This window comes from Paenibacillus sp. J22P218, from assembly GCF_056269195.1.
In genome coordinates this window covers 1,631,453-1,649,936 of sequence record NZ_JBWDNL010000001.1, presented here as the reverse complement: position 1 = coordinate 1,649,936, position 18,484 = coordinate 1,631,453, and the positions used below count along the sequence as shown (strand labels likewise).

The 18,484-nt window shown below is 48.2% G+C and carries 21 protein-coding genes; all 21 read right to left on the bottom strand.

Annotated features, from left to right (window positions below):
* Positions 1 to 67: 67 nt before the first annotated feature.
* The 21 genes from rpsB to AC0YN0_RS06830 all read right to left on the bottom strand — a co-directional run bounded on the left by rpsB (position 68) and on the right by AC0YN0_RS06830 (position 18,474).
* Positions 68 to 766, bottom strand: coding sequence for a 30S ribosomal protein S2 (gene rpsB, locus AC0YN0_RS06930; RefSeq protein ID WP_307204067.1), 699 nt, complete (start codon positions 764 to 766; stop codon positions 68 to 70).
* Positions 767 to 938: 172 nt separating this feature from the next.
* Positions 939 to 1,514: a hypothetical protein gene (locus AC0YN0_RS06925; protein ID WP_475820560.1), complete on the bottom strand. Its 576-nt coding sequence runs from the start codon at positions 1,512 to 1,514 to the stop codon at positions 939 to 941.
* Positions 1,507 to 2,103 (bottom strand): hypothetical protein, encoded by a 597-nt coding sequence (locus tag AC0YN0_RS06920; protein ID WP_475820559.1) that lies wholly within the window; start codon positions 2,101 to 2,103, stop codon positions 1,507 to 1,509. Before AC0YN0_RS06920 ends, AC0YN0_RS06925 begins: the two co-directional genes overlap by 8 nt.
* Positions 2,104 to 2,138: 35 nt before the next feature.
* Complete coding sequence (locus AC0YN0_RS06915; RefSeq protein ID WP_475820558.1) at positions 2,139 to 2,468, bottom strand: hypothetical protein; 330 nt, start codon at positions 2,466 to 2,468, stop codon at positions 2,139 to 2,141.
* Between the two features lie 125 nt (positions 2,469 to 2,593).
* Positions 2,594 to 4,000, bottom strand: coding sequence for a DUF342 domain-containing protein (locus AC0YN0_RS06910; protein ID WP_475820557.1), 1,407 nt, complete (start codon positions 3,998 to 4,000; stop codon positions 2,594 to 2,596).
* A 15-nt stretch (positions 4,001 to 4,015) separates the two neighbouring features.
* Entirely contained in the window at positions 4,016 to 4,801 is a 786-nt protein-coding gene (locus AC0YN0_RS06905; RefSeq protein ID WP_442052519.1) for a FliA/WhiG family RNA polymerase sigma factor, read from the bottom strand.
* A 4-nt stretch (positions 4,802 to 4,805) separates the two neighbouring features.
* The gene (locus tag AC0YN0_RS06900; protein ID WP_475820556.1) at positions 4,806 to 5,252 is read right to left on the bottom strand and encodes a hypothetical protein; all 447 of its coding nucleotides are present in this window, start codon (positions 5,250 to 5,252) and stop codon (positions 4,806 to 4,808) included.
* Between the two features lies 1 nt (position 5,253).
* Positions 5,254 to 5,748, bottom strand: a complete 495-nt coding sequence (locus AC0YN0_RS06895) for a chemotaxis protein CheD (protein ID WP_475820555.1) — start codon at positions 5,746 to 5,748, stop codon at positions 5,254 to 5,256.
* A complete protein-coding gene (locus AC0YN0_RS06890) occupies positions 5,745 to 6,362 on the bottom strand; it encodes a chemotaxis protein CheC (RefSeq protein WP_442052516.1) in 618 nt (205 codons plus the stop codon). The genes AC0YN0_RS06895 and AC0YN0_RS06890 overlap by 4 nt, the downstream gene beginning before the upstream one ends.
* 2 nt (positions 6,363 to 6,364) lie before the next feature.
* Positions 6,365 to 6,826 (bottom strand): chemotaxis protein CheW, encoded by a 462-nt coding sequence (locus AC0YN0_RS06885; RefSeq protein ID WP_337098873.1) that lies wholly within the window; start codon positions 6,824 to 6,826, stop codon positions 6,365 to 6,367.
* A gap of 12 nt (positions 6,827 to 6,838) precedes the next feature.
* The gene (locus tag AC0YN0_RS06880) at positions 6,839 to 8,929 is read right to left on the bottom strand and encodes a chemotaxis protein CheA (protein WP_475820554.1); all 2,091 of its coding nucleotides are present in this window, start codon (positions 8,927 to 8,929) and stop codon (positions 6,839 to 6,841) included.
* Between the two features lie 44 nt (positions 8,930 to 8,973).
* Complete coding sequence (locus AC0YN0_RS06875) at positions 8,974 to 10,338, bottom strand: protein-glutamate methylesterase/protein-glutamine glutaminase (protein ID WP_475820553.1); 1,365 nt, start codon at positions 10,336 to 10,338, stop codon at positions 8,974 to 8,976.
* A 26-nt stretch (positions 10,339 to 10,364) separates the two neighbouring features.
* On the bottom strand, positions 10,365 to 11,231 hold the full coding sequence (locus AC0YN0_RS06870) for a MinD/ParA family protein (RefSeq protein ID WP_475820552.1): 867 nt from the start codon (positions 11,229 to 11,231) through the stop codon (positions 10,365 to 10,367).
* Positions 11,224 to 12,450 (bottom strand): flagellar biosynthesis protein FlhF, encoded by a 1,227-nt coding sequence (gene flhF, locus AC0YN0_RS06865; RefSeq protein ID WP_475820551.1) that lies wholly within the window; start codon positions 12,448 to 12,450, stop codon positions 11,224 to 11,226. Before flhF ends, AC0YN0_RS06870 begins: the two co-directional genes overlap by 8 nt.
* Entirely contained in the window at positions 12,447 to 14,477 is a 2,031-nt protein-coding gene (gene flhA / locus AC0YN0_RS06860) for a flagellar biosynthesis protein FlhA (RefSeq protein ID WP_475820550.1), read from the bottom strand. Before flhA ends, flhF begins: the two co-directional genes overlap by 4 nt.
* A gap of 22 nt (positions 14,478 to 14,499) precedes the next feature.
* Entirely contained in the window at positions 14,500 to 15,597 is a 1,098-nt protein-coding gene (gene flhB, locus AC0YN0_RS06855) for a flagellar biosynthesis protein FlhB (RefSeq protein WP_475820549.1), read from the bottom strand.
* 13 nt (positions 15,598 to 15,610) lie between these two features.
* Positions 15,611 to 16,405, bottom strand: coding sequence for a flagellar biosynthetic protein FliR (gene fliR, locus AC0YN0_RS06850; RefSeq protein WP_475820548.1), 795 nt, complete (start codon positions 16,403 to 16,405; stop codon positions 15,611 to 15,613).
* 11 nt (positions 16,406 to 16,416) lie between these two features.
* Positions 16,417 to 16,686 (bottom strand): flagellar biosynthesis protein FliQ, encoded by a 270-nt coding sequence (fliQ, locus tag AC0YN0_RS06845; RefSeq protein WP_337098863.1) that lies wholly within the window; start codon positions 16,684 to 16,686, stop codon positions 16,417 to 16,419.
* Positions 16,687 to 16,711: 25 nt separating this feature from the next.
* Positions 16,712 to 17,467, bottom strand: a complete 756-nt coding sequence (gene fliP / locus AC0YN0_RS06840) for a flagellar type III secretion system pore protein FliP (RefSeq protein ID WP_442053572.1) — start codon at positions 17,465 to 17,467, stop codon at positions 16,712 to 16,714.
* Complete coding sequence (locus tag AC0YN0_RS06835; RefSeq protein WP_475820547.1) at positions 17,457 to 18,101, bottom strand: flagellar biosynthetic protein FliO; 645 nt, start codon at positions 18,099 to 18,101, stop codon at positions 17,457 to 17,459. The genes fliP and AC0YN0_RS06835 overlap by 11 nt, the downstream gene beginning before the upstream one ends.
* A gap of 10 nt (positions 18,102 to 18,111) precedes the next feature.
* A complete protein-coding gene (locus tag AC0YN0_RS06830; RefSeq protein ID WP_235233882.1) occupies positions 18,112 to 18,474 on the bottom strand; it encodes a response regulator in 363 nt (120 codons plus the stop codon).
* Positions 18,475 to 18,484 lie beyond the last annotated feature (10 nt).

Below are 18,484 nucleotides of genomic sequence, written 5' to 3'. Positions count from 1 at the left end.
CAAAAAAAGGGCAGTGAGAGGTTTTTCACCATCTGACCACCCTTTGTTGACCTGCATGAACTGCTATTTAAGCCGTTGTTTGCTCGCCTTGGTTAGCTTCTACGATTGCGTCAGCCATCTTCGAAGTCAACAACTTAACGGCACGAATTGCATCGTCGTTACCAGGAATGACATAGTCGATTTCGTCTGGGTCACAGTTCGTATCAACGATACCAACGATTGGGATACCAAGTTTACGAGCTTCTGCTACAGCAATACGCTCTTTGCGCGGATCGATGATGAACAGCGCGCTTGGCAAACCTTTCATACCTTTGATGCCGCCGAGGAATTTCTCCAAACGGTCTTTTTCTTTGCGAAGAATGATAACTTCTTTCTTAGGAAGAACTTCGAAAGTGCCGTCCTCTTCCCATTTCTCAAGTTGTTTCAAACGGTCGATACGCTTTTGAATTGTCGAGAAGTTCGTAAGCGTGCCACCCAACCAACGTTGGTTGATGTAGAAGTTGCCGCAACGTTCTGCTTCTTCTTTAACCGAGTCTTGAGCTTGTTTCTTTGTGCCGACGAACAGCATAGTGCCGCCCTCTGCAGCAACGGATTTAACGAAGTTATACGCTTCGTCAACCTTTTTAACTGTTTTTTGCAAGTCGATGATGTAAATTCCGTTTCTTTCTGTGAAGATATAACGATCCATCTTAGGATTCCAACGACGAGTCTGATGACCGAAGTGTACCCCAGCTTCGAGAAGCTGTTTCATGGAGATAACCGCCATATTCAACACCTCCTGTATTGGTTTTGTGTGCTCCTCCGCCACTCGCATCTCTTGCCAACACTTTCGCCGAGCGAAAGCACCATTGGCAAAATTGACCGGCGTGCGTTTTTAACACCGTCAATTAATATATCATATATGACAAACGTCTGCAACAATGGTTTATAGAATAAAATCAGTTCGCTGCCTTGGAGCTGTTGAACGCGTCCGCTTCTGATTTCGTAATCGGCTTGCTCGTAACGGTTTCGATGGCTTCATCAACCGTCATATTCTCGTGAAACAAAAAATAACCGGCGCGAACCAGTTTTTTGTCCTTCTTCATTTGATTGATGAACCCCGTCTTATCGTCAATAATATGGTTCTTCTCGAGCAATGAAGCTGTATTGCTTAAGTTCGCTCCATGTTCAATCCGCAGCACCTTCTCAGCTTTAGATTGATCAGTTGCAGGCTTAGCCGGAACGGGCGTAGAAGTAGGCTCAAGGGGCTTGTCGCTTGCTTTCGCTGGCGCATCCGTTGCTGCTTGATCCGCATTATGATTCACTTCGTCGTTTATCTCGGCTGAATCCTTCTGTGCTGCCAGCAGCGCATCGACTTCTTCTTGGGTATACAGCTTCTGGTCAGCTGCTTGATCTACGCCAAGCAAAGACAGCTTGTCCTCGCTTTTCTCGCCGATGTACATGAGCTCCAAAAGAAGCGCTCCTATAATAATGCCGACGCCGAGACCAATCATAAATGTCCGGTTTTTAAGCATGAGCGGCATCCTCCTGCTTTGCAAGCTGCATAATGAGCTGCACCTCGCCTTTGTTCATGCCAAGCTTCTTCGATATCGCTTCGATCGATTTTCCTTGCTCATACAATTGGAACAGCTCCGCGTAACGAGCCTGGATCGAGTTTTTCATTTGAACGGGCTCTTCTTCTGTCTGCGTTGCTTCTTCCTCATGATTGGACTGACTCATTATTGGAGCAGATTGAATCGCTTCTTGCTGCACGGATTCCTTCGTTAATGGAACCAGCCTTGTCCCTTGGTTCACTATACTCGCAGCTTGTTGCGTCGCTAGAAGCAGCTGTTGCTCAAGTGTAGAGCTCTTGCGCTCTAGCTCTGCTATTCGCATATCTTTGCGCTCCGCGTCCAACTTCGCTTCCTGCTGCGATTTCGCGACAAGCGAGACGAGCTCCTGATTGTCCTTCTCCATATTCTCCATAAACTGCTCGAGCGCCGTCTCCATATTCTGAATGCTTTGTGATGGCTGCTCTGCTTGCCGCTTCTGTCTAGGCAGCATAAAAGCCAGCACGATGACAACCGCTCCAACTAACACAATATATTGCCAGTACGATTCCACCTCACTTACCGCCTTTCTCCTGATGACTTGCTCTTCTATAATTTAATGTCAAGATTATGCCCCTTGAATGGATGGGCAGGCTTCGCTTCCGTCTGCTCGTCCGTCTGTTCGCCAGCTGTGCGCTTGGAAGCAGATGAACGGTGACCTCCGGATTCTTTACTCTGATCTTGATCGCTGCGCACCTTCTGACCGGTCGCTTGCTCAACTCCGGTATTTTTTGACCGCAGCTGTTCGGTTTCCTTGGATGCTTGACCCGCTAATGCTGACTGGTCAGCTAAGGGCTTATGAGCAGCTTGTCCTTGCAGTCCACTATACTCTTGCGTACGCGGCACAGACATTTGCATATCAAGTGGTTTGAAGGTCATAGAAGACTCCCCCTTATAAGGTAGTCGGCCGAGCAGAAGCCGAGCAGTGCGGTCTATCTCTGTTTCTTGCCGCAGTTAAATGCTTAAGTTCGCTTATACTTCAAGGACTTGGACTTCTAATGTGATTAGGAGATTAATGGATTCATAGAAATATCCCCGTCCTGATAACGGAAAGATACTCGCTGCGCTGCGTCTTTAACGAATTTGGTATAACGTCCGATGACGACCTTCGTTCCGCCGTAGATCGTATGTACGACCTCAATCGTGGCCCGATCCGTATCTTCCAGCGAACGTTCAATCTCGAGAATGCGCATTCTCGTCTCCTCTACCTCTACCTTAGTCTGACGCTTCGTCACGCTAAGCTTAACCCGCAAAGCCATCTTCTCCTCGGAGAGTTGTCCAGCTGCGGCCAGCTGATCGAGAATCGTAAGCGCTTTATCCGTTTTGTCCAAGCTTTCCGCAGATTGCTTCAACCTCGTCCTTAGCTCCTGCAGTTCATAACGGAACTCGGGCTTCACGCCAACCTCGATCGCTGTTGCTGTAGACATCGTGTTGCCGACGGTGCGGGCACGCACCAAGTCGCCTGCTTGAACGATGCCGCCAACGATTAATCCTTTTGCTCCTGAGCAAACGATGCTTTTGCCCGCTCTTATGCTTGAATGCATAATGCTTTGGGAGACGAGAATATCTTCACCGGCAATGACATTCGCTTCTTGAATAAAGGAACTGCGCACGTTGCGCCCAGCCTTTACATGCCCCTTATTTCCACCGAGAATACCCCCTGTAATCTCAATAGAGCCTTCTGAATCAAGCTCAGCGCCTTCTACGCCGCCTATAACGCGAATATCGCCAGCTGCTTTTATACGGAAGCCGTTAAGTACGTTGCCGCGAATGACGACCGTTCCGACAAAATCAATGTTTCCGACACGATAGTCAACGTCGCCATTCACTTCATAGATCGGAAAGACGTTAATCTTTTCCTTATCCGTCATCGTGATCAGACCGTCAATTGCCGCATACATAGCCGTTTGTTCCGGATTAAGCACAACGTTCTTGCCTACTTTGAAACGTACCTGCTTGCCCAGCTTGGAAGGAATCACTTCTCCGTTAACCGTTACTCCGGATGGCCCTGGCTGCGGATCAATTCGTTCAGCGATCAGTTGCCCTCGCGTAACGTTCTTCAGCTTATTAACATCCTTGAAGTCAATTTTGCCGTCTTCATTCTCGGACGGACGTTTATCCCGCTGTTCAAGTTCATAGATAAGGTTAATGTATCCATCTTTGCCGGGTTGCGCTGATCTGCCCTTTGCAATGATGGTTTGTTCCTTGCAATAGGCTAGCGGATTACTGCTTATGTAATTTAGCATCTCTGTCTGAAGCCCTTGGACAATTCCTTTGCTCCGTACAAAACGCTCCAACTGCTCAGCTGTACACTCGAATTCATCCGTTATTCGGCTAAAGGTTAAGAAGGCCGACATCTTGTCCGCTGAAGTCTGGACGCGCAGAAAGCTGTCTAATTGTTGATCATCCACCTTATCTCCTCCTTTCTAATGCTGCAAGAGTTGATCCTTATGTTTAGCCAGCGCTCCGCGCAAACGTAAAATCGCTTTGGAATGGAGCTGGGAAATTCTCGAAGGCGATAATGACATCACTTCAGCTATTTCGCTCAAAGACAATTCCTCGTAGTAGAACAAGGATACTACCGTACGTTCCTTCTCGGTCAATCTTTCGATCCCCTTCACTAACGATTCCTTCATATAAAACTCATGAACCTTGTGATCGGGATTTTTCGCTTTGTCGTCCACCAGCAATGACATACGTGTCTCGGATTCCTCTTCACGAATGGGATCTTCCAAGGAGCATACCGTCGTCACTGCAATGTCTTGAAGCATGCCGGCAAATTCTTTCTCCGATATTTGCAAATAGGAGCTAATCTCGGCATCTGTTACGGAACGCAAATACTGCTGCTCGAGATGCTGATAGGCTTCCTCCACTCGCTTCGCTTTCTCGCGCACCGAACGAGGCACCCAATCGCCTTGCCGCAATCCATCGATAATTGCACCGCGTATACGCCATGAAGCATAAGTCTCGAATTGCAATCCCCTGCAATAATCAAACTTCTCGATTGCATCGATTAAACCCATAACGCCATTGCTAGCGAGATCATCCTTAATTACGTTTTTGGGCAGGCCGATTGCCATACGATTCGTAACGTAATCAACAAGCGGCAAATATTGTTCGATCAATTGCTTCTTAGCTTCGACTTCACCACGTTCTCTCCACGCTTGCCACATCTGGATGTTTGTCAGATGTGCGGTTTTTGGCTCGGCCATCGATTCACTCTCCTGTCAGGTGACGAATGGCCTTAGCCAATTCCTCAGGCTGTGAATTTTTTGTAGAAAGCAATTGAGGAGGATTAAGCGGTTGAAACGCGCTAACAGCCTCCTGCTTTTGGGCTCCAACAGTAGAATTGTCTTCTCGCATCTGTTTCTTGAGCAGCTCATTCAAATCGTCACTTTCGTTCGGCGTCTGAAGATCGAGCTGCCCTCCTGTTAGGCTGCCGGCAGCTTCCGCGCTTTCGGATGGTTCTCCAATTAGCGCCGGAGGTTTAAGGATGATGGCAAACACTGCTCGTACCGCATACGCAAGAACAAAGAAAGCGATGAAAGCATACGCGCTTCGAAGCAGTACTACGCCAAGCGGATTCGCTCCGAGTGAGAAAGCTACCGTCAGTACCGTGCCGACGAATCCTAATCCAACATTCCATCGCCATGTTCCTAGCATGTCAAATCTCCTTTATTCCAAACTGCACACTTCGTATCGAAAGTATGCCGCTGTTGCTGTCTATTTCAATCGTGCGGCCGACACTGCCTCCGGTATCTTGTGAAAGGATCGGAATCTTGAATCGATGAAGCATTGCTGTGCACGATTCTACGTTACGCGGTCCGATTCTCATCGTATCGCTATGTCCGGACATCGCAAACATTTGTGCGCCTCCAGCCATCTTCGCTTTCATACGCTCTATTCGCGCGCCTTGTGCAAGCATTCGATCCAGCAATTCAGGAATTGCCGTATCCGAATATTTTGCCAAATTAATTGTAGTTTCGCGGGCAATATCTGATGAAGGCAGCATGACATGCGCCATACCGGCTATTTTGCGAATCGGGTCAAACAACGTAAGACCCACACAGGAACCAAGTCCAGTCGTCTTAAGGATTGCCCCGTCCATTGCGATATTCAGATCTGCCATGCCTACCTTGATCACATTTTGCTGTATCATTGAACGACTCCCAGGGCCCTGAATATTTTGTCGAACGATTCTGGATCCGGGATTAGGAAGAAGTGCCCCTCTAGCGCCTCACGATCTTCTAAGAAAGTCGTTTCGATCAGCATTGCAGAGTCGCCCATCTCGCCATATTGGACAAGTCCATAACTAAGAATAGCTCCCGCCATATCAAGCGCAATCTGTGGAACAGACGGCGCCATCGTCAGATGAGTAAAATCGGCCAGCGATGATAAGTACGATCCGGCGAGTATATTGCCAATCTCGCATAACGCGGAAAGCTCCATCTCTGAATAACCTTCTTGGCCTTCCTCTCGTATAGACAATAATTGTCTTAACAAGCGTTCAGCCGATGCTTCCTCGATGATAAAGAACATATTGCCCGGGGCGTCCCCTTCTACGCGAAGGAAAACGGCGAACACAATTTGTTCCGAGCCGCCAACCCGATCGGCAACTTCTTCGAAAGGAAGCAAGCTTACTTTGGGAACAGCCATATCAACCGGCTTGTCCAGAAGACGGGACAATGCGGTCGCTGCATTGCCCGCCCCAATATTACCTACTTCTTTCAGTACATCTAGCTCGAAGGCTTCGAAACGACTAAATATACTCACTTCTACGCCTCTACTTGCGCTAGCTGGACAATCTCGTTTTTGTTGAGGACTTCCGATAGATTGAGCATAATAAGAAGCCGGCCTTCTCCGAGCTTCGCAATGCCGCGCAAATATTTCGCTTTAATGCCGCCAACAATCTCTGGCGGCAAATCAATAGAATCCGTGTCGATATCAATGACATCGTTAGCTGCATCTACGATAAAGCCTACTTCAATCTCGCCTACCGCTACGACGATTATCCGCGAATTTTCGGTCGGCTGCGTCTCGGATAGATTAAAGCGGCCGCGAAGATCAATAATGGGAACGACTATCCCGCGAAGATTAATAACTCCTTTAATGAATGCCGCTGTTTTCGGGACACGAGTAATTGGAGACAATCTTTCAATCGTGCGAACCTTATCTACTTCAATACCGTACTCCTCGTTGCCTAGCGCGAACACGATAACCTTTACTTCTTCTCCCATTGTAAACCCTCCCTATTTAATGAGTGCATTCGGATCAATGATAAGTGCCACGTAGCCGTCGCCGAGAATCGTTGCTCCGGATATCGCTTCAATGTTGGCCAGATACTTGCCAAGCGTCTTAAGTACGATTTCACTTTGGCCGATGAACTCGTCTACCGTAACGGCAGCCCATTTCTCGCCTTTGCGAACGACGACAATTTCCGTTTCGTCTTCCGTATCCTCGTTATAATCAGGTGAATCCAAAACTTTGCTTAGCGATACGACAGGAATGATTGTATTCCGGAATTCAATCATCCGATTGCCATGTACATGGAGCACTTGCTCTTTGCGAATAATGCCCGTCTCCACGATGGACGATAGAGGAATCGCATACTTCTCGCTTCCTAGCTTAACAAGCATTGCAGATATAATAGACAAAGTAAGCGGAAGCTGAACAGAGAATTTCGTTCCTCTGCCTGACGCGGAATCTACCGTTACGTTTCCGCCGAGTGATGTGATCTTTGATCTAACAACGTCAAGACCAACACCGCGGCCGGAAATATCGGATATTTTGTCGGCCGTACTAAATCCAGCAGCGAAGATGAGCATATTAATTTCATCGTTCGTCAGCTTCTTCGCTTCTTCCTCTGTAACGACGCCATTCTTGATTGCGGTCTTCAGCACTTTATCCTTATGGATGCCTCGGCCGTCTTCTTCCACTTCAATAAATACATGGTTTCCGCTATGGTAAGCGCGGAGATTGATCGTACCTGTCTCCGATTTGCCCGCGGCTATACGCTCTTCAACCGTCTCAATTCCATGATCCACCGAGTTGCGAAGCAAGTGAACAAGCGGATCGCCGATCTCATCGATGACCGTGCGGTCAAGTTCGGTTTCAGCACCGGAAATGACGAGATCGATCTTCTTGTCCAACGACTTAGCCAAATCCCGGATCATCCGCGGGAAGCGGTTGAATACCGATTCCACTGGAACCATGCGAAGCTTTAGAACGATGTTTTGCAAGTCAGAGCTGACACGGGCCATGTGCTCAACCGTCTCGGTCAAATCATTGCGTTTAATCTCACTGGACAGCTGCTCCAGCCTTACACGATCGATCAACAGTTCGCTGAACAAATTCATAAGCGTGTCCAAACGTTCAATATCGACGCGAATCGTACGCGAAACGGCTGGCGCTGGAGCCGAAGATGCACTCGTTTGAGCAGCTGGCGCCGCAGCAGTTGCCGCCGCCGTTTGGCTTTGGGCTTCAATAACAGGTGCTGCTGCAGTTTCGTTCCCTTGGGCAGCACTATCGATCGCAGGCGCCGCTGGCGATTGGCTTAGCATAGCCAGCGATTCCTGATCAAGCAACGTAACGACGGCCGATTCGATTTCTGAAATATCGGAAATTTGTTTCTGTAGATCTGCGCCCTCTAGCGGCGATATCGTAAATACAGAGAACGATAGATCGAACTTTTCTTGCTCGATATCCTGAACGGACGGTTCTGACTTCACGATCTCGCCGCTGCGCTCAAGCAAGTCGAATACCATGTAGGCACGCGCCGCTTTCAAGACGCAATTATCGCGGACCGATACTTGAATGTGATACACATTCTGACCGCTTTCGATCGATTGCAGCAATACCGATGATTGGAATTCATCGAGCAGCATGGCTCCAGCTGTTCCCGCAGACGGCTTAGCAGCCTCAGTTGCAACAGGATGAGCCGAAGCAGCTCCCGATTTATAATCGCTTTTGAGAATGACTTGAAGAGAAGCAACGATCGCCGTTACGTCCGCTTTGCCCGTTCCTCCGCCAACGATATCCTGTACCATCGCTTCCAAAGCGTCAAGCCCTTTAAACAATGTATCAAATATAAAGCTATCCATCTTAAGCTTGCTATTACGAACGAGATCTAGCACATTTTCCATCTCATGCGTTAGAGCTGCCAGATCCTCGAAGCCCATCGTTGCCGACATCCCTTTAAGCGTATGAGCGGAACGGAAGATGGCTTGAACGATGCTTAGCTCCCCGGGCTCGCCTTCAAGCTTGAGCAGGTTTTCGTTCAATGCTTGCAAGTGATCGTTCGATTCATCGATAAACATGGACAAGTATGCATTCATATCCATTTCGAGAAACACCTCCTGTAAGTACTTATGGTAGTCACTAACATTTATTTCAACACTGCATTCACTAACTCGGACGCAATGTGTTGCAACGGCAATACAGTTCGAGCGTACCCGCCTTCAATCGCACATCTTGGCATGCCGTAAACGACGCAAGTTTCCTCGGATTCGGCAATCGTTGATACCGCACCGCTTTGAGCGAGCTGCATCATTCCTTTGGCGCCGTCGCTTCCCATGCCGGTCATAATAACCGCATGCCGCTTCAACTCCTGATGATCGATTAATGATTCGAACAACACATCAACAGATGGACGATGACCATTTCGCACTGGCTGTTCTGTCAACTTGATCCGATATCCGTCAGTGTCCTTGTCCAGCATCATATGATAGCCGCCTGGCGCGATATATACGACACCGGCCGTTACCTTTTCTCCATTGGTCGCTTCTACAACCTGCAGCGGACTAAAGCTGTCCAACCGCTGTGCGAGCGACTTCGTGAACTTCGGAGGCATATGCTGAACAACAAGTACAGGGGATGGGAAATTCGCTGGCAGCGAGCATATCACTTCATGAAGCGCTCTTGGTCCTCCAGTCGATGTGCCGATTGCTACGATATGGCGGAAATTCGAAGCCGTTCCCGATAATGGCTTAACGACATTATTCGGTGGCTGAATCACTCTCGATTGTGCAGGTTTCGCCTTCGCAACCGACTCCTTAGGAAGACTGCTTGGCTGCGAATGTGCAGGTTTTGCTTTCAGTGCCGACAATGGTTTGCTAGGAGCGGCATCATGAAGCGGTTTATGTAAAGGGGTGGTCGACCTTGCCGGCAGCGGCTTGTCCTTGGACGGCTGAAGCAAAGGCTTCTTACGTTCACTAAAGATAGGAGCAGCAGGCTTTGGCGTCGTATCCTCATATTTTTGAGGTTCAGATACAGGTTTAAGTAACGGCATAATGGCTGCGTCGACTTTGCTCGCTTCGACTTCTTGGATCTGGATGACCGGTTGATGACGCTTCGTCAAGACGGCAATTTTCAGTTTCTCCAGCAATTGCTCGCCAACCTGATGAATATCGTGGGAAATGCTGCTTGACGGCTTCCGAATAAAGTCGAATGCGCCGTATTGCAGCGCTTTTATCGTATCTCTTGTGTTATCTTCGCTAATGCCGGATAACATAATGATCGGAATTGAATGAACCTTCATAATGTGCTTCAGCGCTTCGAGCCCGTTCATAAGCGGCATTTCCAAATCCAGCGTTACAGCGTCCGGCTTCCATTGCGTAACAGCTTTTATGGCCTCCTCGCCGTTATCGGCAGTGGCAACAATCGTGAATTGCGAATCTTGGAGTATCAGATCGCTTATAATTTTCCGCATGAAGGCGGAGTCATCTACTACTAGAATGCGATAAGGAGCCATCTGCGTTCCCCCTAGATTTCAAAGGATTATCGTGAAAGTCTGAACATTTTGTGTAAAAACCCTTTGACGCCTCCCGTCTCTACGGCTTTAGGCATCTCCAGAAATTGCATGGCAATTCGTTCAATTGCTGAGGAAGCCTCCGAGCTCGGATATGCGACAGTAAAAGGAATTTGTCGTTTTACAGCCTTGGAAACGTTCGAATCATCGGGCACGATGCCAAGTGACGGAATCTCCATGTGCAAAAACTGACTCGATACGAGATTGATCTTGTCGGCCGTCTGGCGACCTTCGCGATAATCCGTTGCTCGATTGACAATCAGCTTGAACGGGACGTGAATATCCATCCCTATTACCATCTTGATAAGTGCGTAAGCATCCGTGATGGAGGTAGGTTCAGGTGTCGTCACTACGATCGTTTCTTGCGAAGCGGCAATAAACTTTACCGTTTCCTTCGATAATCCCGCACCTGTATCGAACAATATAATGTCATATTGCCCATGCAACTTATCGATTTGCTCAGCGAAGCCGTCAAGCTGCTCCTTGGTCAAGTTCAGGAGATCGCTAAAGCCCGAACCTCCAGCAATAAAGTGCAGCCCTTCCGGACCAAGCTGTATAATGTCCCATATCGTTTTCTCTTGCTTAAGTAAGTGATAAAGACTATAACGTGACGAAACTCCCATCAGAACGTCGATATTCGCCATTCCGATGTCGGCATCGAACACGAGCACCTTCTGTCCGAGACGCTTCAGCATGATAGCAAAGTTAAGGCTGAAGTTCGATTTCCCAACGCCGCCTTTGCCGCTTGTCACGGTAACGATGCGGGTCTGGCGACCTTCTTCTATTCGTTCTCTCTGCTTAATTAAATTTCGCAGCGCTTCTGCTTGGTCATTCATGGGATGAATCCCCCAGTAAAAGCTGAATATAGGACTGTACCCGGAACCTTTCTATATCGTCCGGCACCGTCTGGCCAGCAGCCAAGTATGTAGGGAGCAGCTCGTATTTCATAATCAGATTGAAGATCGTTCCAAAAACGGATGTCTCGTCCAGTTTCGTGAACAATACCTTCCGTACGCCATACTTCGCAAACTGCTCAGCAACGGCCGCCATATCCTTCGTCTTGGCCGTTAAGCTAAGGACAAGGATCGTCTCGCTCGGCTCCTTCGTTTGCAACAGGCTAAACACCTCGGATACATGAAGCTCGCTCCGGAAATTGCGTCCCGCCGTATCCATATAGATGAGTTCGCGATCGTCTAGCTGCTTATACGCTTTCGTTAAGTCAGGCTGAGACACGACGACTTCAAGCGGAATGTTCAAAATATTCGCATACGTGCGGAGTTGATCTACCGCTGCTATACGGTACGTATCCGAAGTAATGAAACCAACCTTGCGGCTGAACTTAATCGTCTGCTCGGCGGCAAGCTTAGCAATGGTGGTCGTCTTGCCCACACCTGTAGGCCCAACAAAATGGATGACTCTTGCGTCTGGATCGATTGCTTGTCCAACAAATGGGCGCATCCATTCTTCCAACAATTTGGCTGCCTCAATCCACAGCTGCTTCTTGTCTAATTCGGTTTGCTGCTCATTCTGCTTATCCGCAATAGCTTGCAGCAAGCGGTCGATCCATTCGTCTGACAATTCCTGATCGATCAGTCTCTCCTTAAGCTCCAGCATTTGCTCAGAATAAAAGGCTCTTTCGCTTTGCTGCTTAGAGAGCTGAACCATATATTGCCGTAAATCTCTAATCTCATCGATGATGAACTGCTCCCGTTCCGCCCGCATGCTTTCTTTCGATTCCGGTGCAGGCGGTGCTAATACAGGGGGCAGAATAGGCGCTTCAGCTTCTTGAACTGCGGCGGATGAACGCTGCATGTTTTGCAAAATCTGCATCGCTGCAGCGTTCACCTCGGGTGGTGCCTGCCGCTGCGGAACAGCGTTCGCAGGCGTCGATTCTACCGCTGCAATCACTTCAACCTTTTTTTTGCGGAACATTCCCATGAAGCCGCCAATCTTTATTTCCTTCGAATTCAATATGACAGCGTCTTTGCCTAGCTCCGACCGGATAATGGATACGGCTTCCGGCAATGCGTCAACGATATAACGTTTTACTCTCATAAGTTCACCACCCCGATACTTTGAACTTCAACGTTCGGCTCCAGTTCACTGTACGAAAGCACGGGTACATCCTGCATCGTCCGTTCGACAATTTGTCTTAAGTACATCCGTATCGTCGGCGAAGCGAGTACGACTGGCTGCTGCCCGGTTTGAATCTGTCTGTTCACATGTTCGGCAAGCTTCTGATAGATCTGTTGCGTTGATACCGGATCAAGCGCGATATAGCTGCCCTGCTCCGTCTGTTGCACCGATTCGGCAATCTTCTTCTCAAGCTGCGGGCCTACCGTAATGACACGAAGCGTATCGCCTTGCGGCGAGAACTGTTGTGTAATTTGGCGGGACAACGATTGTCTTACATATTCCGTCAGCACATCCGGATCTTTGGTATAGCTGCCATGATCGGCAAGCGCTTCGAATATGGTTACGAGATCGCGAATCGATACTTTCTCACGCAGCAGCTTCGCAAGCACTTTTTGAATTTCGCCTATCGATAGAATCGAAGGAATGAGTTCATCGATAAGAGCAGGATACGTTTCCTTCACATTCTCGATCAGCAGTTTCGCTTCTTGACGTCCGATCAGTTCATGCGCATGGCGCTTAATAATTTCCGTCAAATGCGTCGCCACGACGGAAGGCGGATCCACGACCGTATAGCCAGACAGCTCGGCGCGTTCCTTCATCTGCTCATCAATCCATATTGCTGGAAGACCGAATGCCGGCTCCATCGTTTCGATGCCGATAACCGAATCGTCTTCAAAGCCTGGGCTCATCGCCAAGTAATGGTTAAGCAGCAGATCACCGCGCGCCACTGTATTGCCTTTGATCTTAATGACATATTCGTTCGGCTTAAGCTGAATGTTATCTCGAATGCGGATGACTGGGACAACAAGTCCCAACTCAAGCGCGCATTGTCTGCGGATCATGATGATCCGATCAAGCAAGTCGCCGCCTTGCTGCGTGTCGGCGAGCGGGATTAAGCCGTAACCGAATTCGAATTCGATCGGATCCACCTGAAGAAGACTGATAACGCTCTCCGGACTGCGAACCTCCTCGATCTGTTGCTCCTCGACAAGCATTTCCGCTTGTTCTTGTTCCTTCGAGATGACCTTCTGCATCTTCCATGCCCCAAAAGCTAGTAACAGTGCGAAAGGCCATGTTCTGAATATTCCGATTGGCGTAAAACCGAGTAAAAACAATGTGCCCGCTGCTATGTAAAGAAGCTTCGGATATTTGAATAATTGGCTTGTGACATCTTCGGCAAAGTTTCCGTTGGAAGCTGCTCTTGTTACAATAAGACCTGCCGCCGTCGAAATCAGTAGTGCCGGGATTTGGCTTACGAGTCCATCGCCGATCGTTAAAATCGAGAATGTCTCTAGCGCTTCGGCGAAGCTAAGTCCACGAAGCGTCATCCCGATGATGAAGCCACCTACCAAGTTAATCAATAGAATGATGATCGACGCAATCGCGTCGCCTTTTACGAATTTACTCGCACCGTCCATAGCGCCGTAGAAGTCGGCTTCACGTTCGATCTTGGAGCGGCGCTCTTTCGCTTGGGTCTCATTAATCAAGCCGGCGTTGAGGTCAGCATCGATACTCATCTGCTTGCCTGGCATTGCATCGAGAGTGAACCTTGCGGCAACCTCCGCAACCCTCTCGGAGCCTTTCGTAATAACGATGAACTGAACAACGACGAGGATTAGGAAGACGATAAAACCAACTGCTATTTCACCGCCGCCTACCCATCTGCCGAACGTCTCAACAACTTCGCCTGCATGGGCATGACTCAAAATATTTCTTGTCGTTGATACGTTAAGCGCTAATCGGAACAAGGTCGTTACGAGCAAAATGGCGGGGAAGATCGAGAAATCCAGCGCTTCCCGCGTATTCATCGCAATAAGTAAAATCATCAACGCTATCGATATATTGACGATAAGGAGAAAGTCTAGCAGCAGCACCGGGATCGGGATAATCATCATGAGAACAATCCCAATGATACCGAGTAATATGATTATATCTCTTGCTTTCATGACGCTGCCTCCTCCCTATAATTTATGATGACTTTGCTCGGCCTTTCATTTTATATACATATGCCAACACTTCAGCCACAGCTTGGAACAGATCACCCGGGATCACATCGCCGATCTCGGCCCGTTCATACAGCGCTCTGGCAAGCGGCTTGTTTTCCATCGTAATGACTCCGTTTTCCTTTGCAATCTCTTTGATACGGAGTGCTACATGATCCATCCCCTTCGCGATTATAGTAGGTGCCTCCATATTCGAAGCGTCATATTTGAGTGCGATCGCAAAGTGAGTCGGGTTCGTGATAACGACATCGGCCTTCGGAACCTCCTGCATCATGCGCTGCAAAGCCATTCTGCGCTGCTTCTCGCGAATGCGGCCCTTGATGATCGGATCTCCCTCTGACTTCTTGTGTTCGTCTTTTATATCTTGCTTGGACATCTTCAAGCTCTTCGCGTGCTCATAGCGTTGATAGAAGTAATCCGCGAAGGCAAGCACAACAAGCATTGCACTGACTTGCAGCCCGATCTTCAACGTCAGACCCGCTATATAGCTGAATGTCTGCTCAATTGGCATCGTCGTTAGCGTTAATATTCGCTCCCAGTCACTCTTGATTGCCATGAACACGAAGATACCGATGATGAGCAGCTTGAGGATGCTCTTAAGTCCTTCAACAACCGTCCTCATTGAAAAAATTTGTTTAAAACCTTTGAGCGGATTAAGCTTCTCCAGTTTCATCTTTAACGGCTCGCCAGTAAGCAGAAAACCGAACTGCATGACGTTTCCGACAACGCCGATGAACATCGCAATTGCGAAGATCGGCAGTAAAAACATTAAGATCTCTACCGATACATCAAGCAGCAGCGTCATCACGTTCTCGGTAGTCAGCTCCATCGAGAGCCAATCCTCGAATAAATTGCCGAACAAACCCAGAACATGTTTCTTATAATAGCCGCCTAGCATCATGAAGCTGGAGAATATTGCAAGGAGAACGAGCGCACCAGGCAAATCGCTTGATTTGGCAACTTGACCTTTGTTTCTGGCTTCACTTACTTTCTTAGGTGTCGCCTTCTCCGTCTTCTCTTGACTAAACAGCTGCAAATCTAGTTTAAAACGATATGTACGCATCGATGCTGCCCTCCTAACGCCCGGCGGGCGGCCCTTGTACGATGCCGAATATATGTTCTAACGACTCGAACATAATCGAATATAGCCTTTCGAAGATCGACGCCAGACCCGGCATCAGAAGAATGAGCAGGAACAAGCCGATAATCAATTTAAGCGGCATGCCGATAACAAAAACGTTGTATTGCGGCGCTGTCTTGGCTAACAAGCCAAGTCCCACGTCAGTCAGTAGCATTGCTGTAACAAGTGGTGCTGAAACTTGCAGCGCGAGCAAAAACGTATTGCCAACGACCCTGACAAGAAAGTCGGAAATGCTGCCGCTCATTATTCTTGCAAATAGCTCATTCGACAGTGGCATCCATTGGTAGCTGTCCATTAGGCCTTTAAGCAAGTAATGATGGCCATTCATCATCAAGAAGATCAGAATCATCACCATATACTTGAAGTTGCCAAGCAGCGGCTGAGATGTGCCCGTATGCGGGTCAATGACGTTGGCCATCGCGAACCCGATCTGCATATCCATTAGTGAACCAGCCGTGTTGACGACCGAGAAGAACAAATACACAACGAAGCCCAACAAGACGCCAAGCAATATTTCACGGAATATGGCTAATACATATTCTGCATTCAGTAGAATCGTCTGTTCCATTCCATAAGTAAGAAATACGATAAATGAAATGAAGAAACCGAGCCCAATCTTGAACGTACTCGGTACGCCTCGGGAAGAAAAGACCGGTGCGACAACGAAAAATGCCGTAATTCGACAAAAAATAAGCAAAAAAATAGGAAAGCCAGTTACGATCGCGTCCATTCATTCACAGCCTATCCGATGTACTTATGGAGATTATTCAGCAGATTGTAAGTGAAGTCGACGACCGTATTCAGTATCCATGGGCCAAAAATGATGATGGCTATAAAAACGGCTACAATTTTGGGCACAAATGCAAGCGTCTGTTCCTGAATCTGAGTTGTCGCTTGAAATATACTGACGATTAGGCCAACGACTAAAGCAAGAATGAGCATTGGCGCGCTGGCTTTCAACACCGTAAAGACGGCTTGTCCGGCTAGTCCGATAATGAAGTCAGCACTCATGTTCTTCTGGTCCTCCCTGCCTTTGTCATGTGTTAAAGCTTAACAGCAATGATTTGACTATTAAATACCAGCCGTCGACTAGAACGAACAATAGCAGCTTAAAGGGCAATGAAATCATAATCGGCGGTAGCATCATCATCCCCATCGCCATCAGCGTGCTTGAAACGATCATGTCGATGACTAGAAACGGTATGAATATCATGAAACCCATCTGGAACGCTGTCTTGAGCTCGCTTATCGCATAGGCTGGAACGAGAACGGTAATCGGAATATCCTTAAACGTTTCCGGCTTCTCAGCCTTCGTATAATTCATAAACAGCTGCAGGTCCTTCTCCCTCGTATGTTTGAACATAAACTCTTTCATAGGAATTGAAGCCTGCTCAAACGCTTCGGTTTGTGAAATTTCGCCTTTCATATAAGGCTGCAATGCTACCTCATTCACTTGAGAGAACGTCGGTGCCATTATAAAGAAGGTTAGAAACATAGCAAGTCCGATAAGCACTTGGTTCGGCGGCATCATCTGCGTGCCGAGCGACGTTCTGACGAAACTGAGCACGATGACAATACGCGTGAAACTTGTCATCAACACCATAATAGCCGGAGCGATACTAAGAACCGTAATGAGCAGCAAAATGGATAATGCGCTCGTTGCCGGCTCCCCTGAACTGCTGTCTCCGATATTAATGGAGATGTCCGGTATAGGCTCTGCGAATGCTGGCGTGTAGAACAGCATAGCAAGCAGTTGTACAGCTACTATGGATATCCACCATTTATTTCTCATCGTCGATCAACCGTTCATTTGATTTAGTATCGTTAAGCAATGACTCTAGTTGTTGCTTGCGGTCCGACTGCTGAGTAAGCTTGCTTTGGAGCATGCTTTGGAACGATGTTGAACGATTCCATTGCTCATTGTCGGGTTGTTTATCTTTGTCCGTGTTAGATCCGCGCAGCTTGCTTGTGAACTGCTTCAAGGCGTTCTGAGGCCACATTTGCTCAGGCTGACGTTCTAACGACTCAATAATCGCTTTAATTTCCTCTGGATCGACAATCTTGTCCAGCAGCGTAATATTTTCGCCTATTCCGACAACATAGATGCGTCCGGCAATTTCAACGACTTGCACCGAATTGTTCTGTCCTAGCGCAATGCCGCCAAGCGAGCGCATCGAGCGATTCGTTCCCCATGACCGATTGCGCTGGGACAGCCATTTGATTACAAATACGATTAGCACGATAACAATGGCCAGCGACACAATTACCCATACGAAGCTGCCTGCAAGACTGTCCGATCCGGTGAAGACCATCTGCTCATCATTAGTCGCATTGTTAACCGTTTCTTCCGCCGCCGAAGCGAGCCCTGGCATTAGCGCCGTCCCAAGCGCAGATGCGATCGAGACGCGCGAGATTAAGTTAGCCATGGCGTTACCTTTATCCGAGCGTCTTCTTGATCGCTTCGATTACGCGGTCCGCTTGGAATGGCTTCACGATAAAGTCTTTAGCGCCTGCTTGAATCGCATCGATAACCATCGCTTGTTGACCCATAGCGGAACACATAATAACTTTAGCGTTGCCATCCAGCTTCTTGATTTCTTTCAATGCGGAGATGCCGTCCATCTCAGGCATCGTAATGTCCATTGTAGTCAGGTCAGGCTTCAATTCCTTATACTTCTCAACCGCCTGCGCGCCGTCTGGTGCTTCGCCGACGACTTCGTAGCCGTTCTTCGATAAAATGTCGCGAATCATCATTCGCATAAAAGCTGCGTCGTCTACGATAAGAATGCGGTTTGCCATCTTTTTCTTC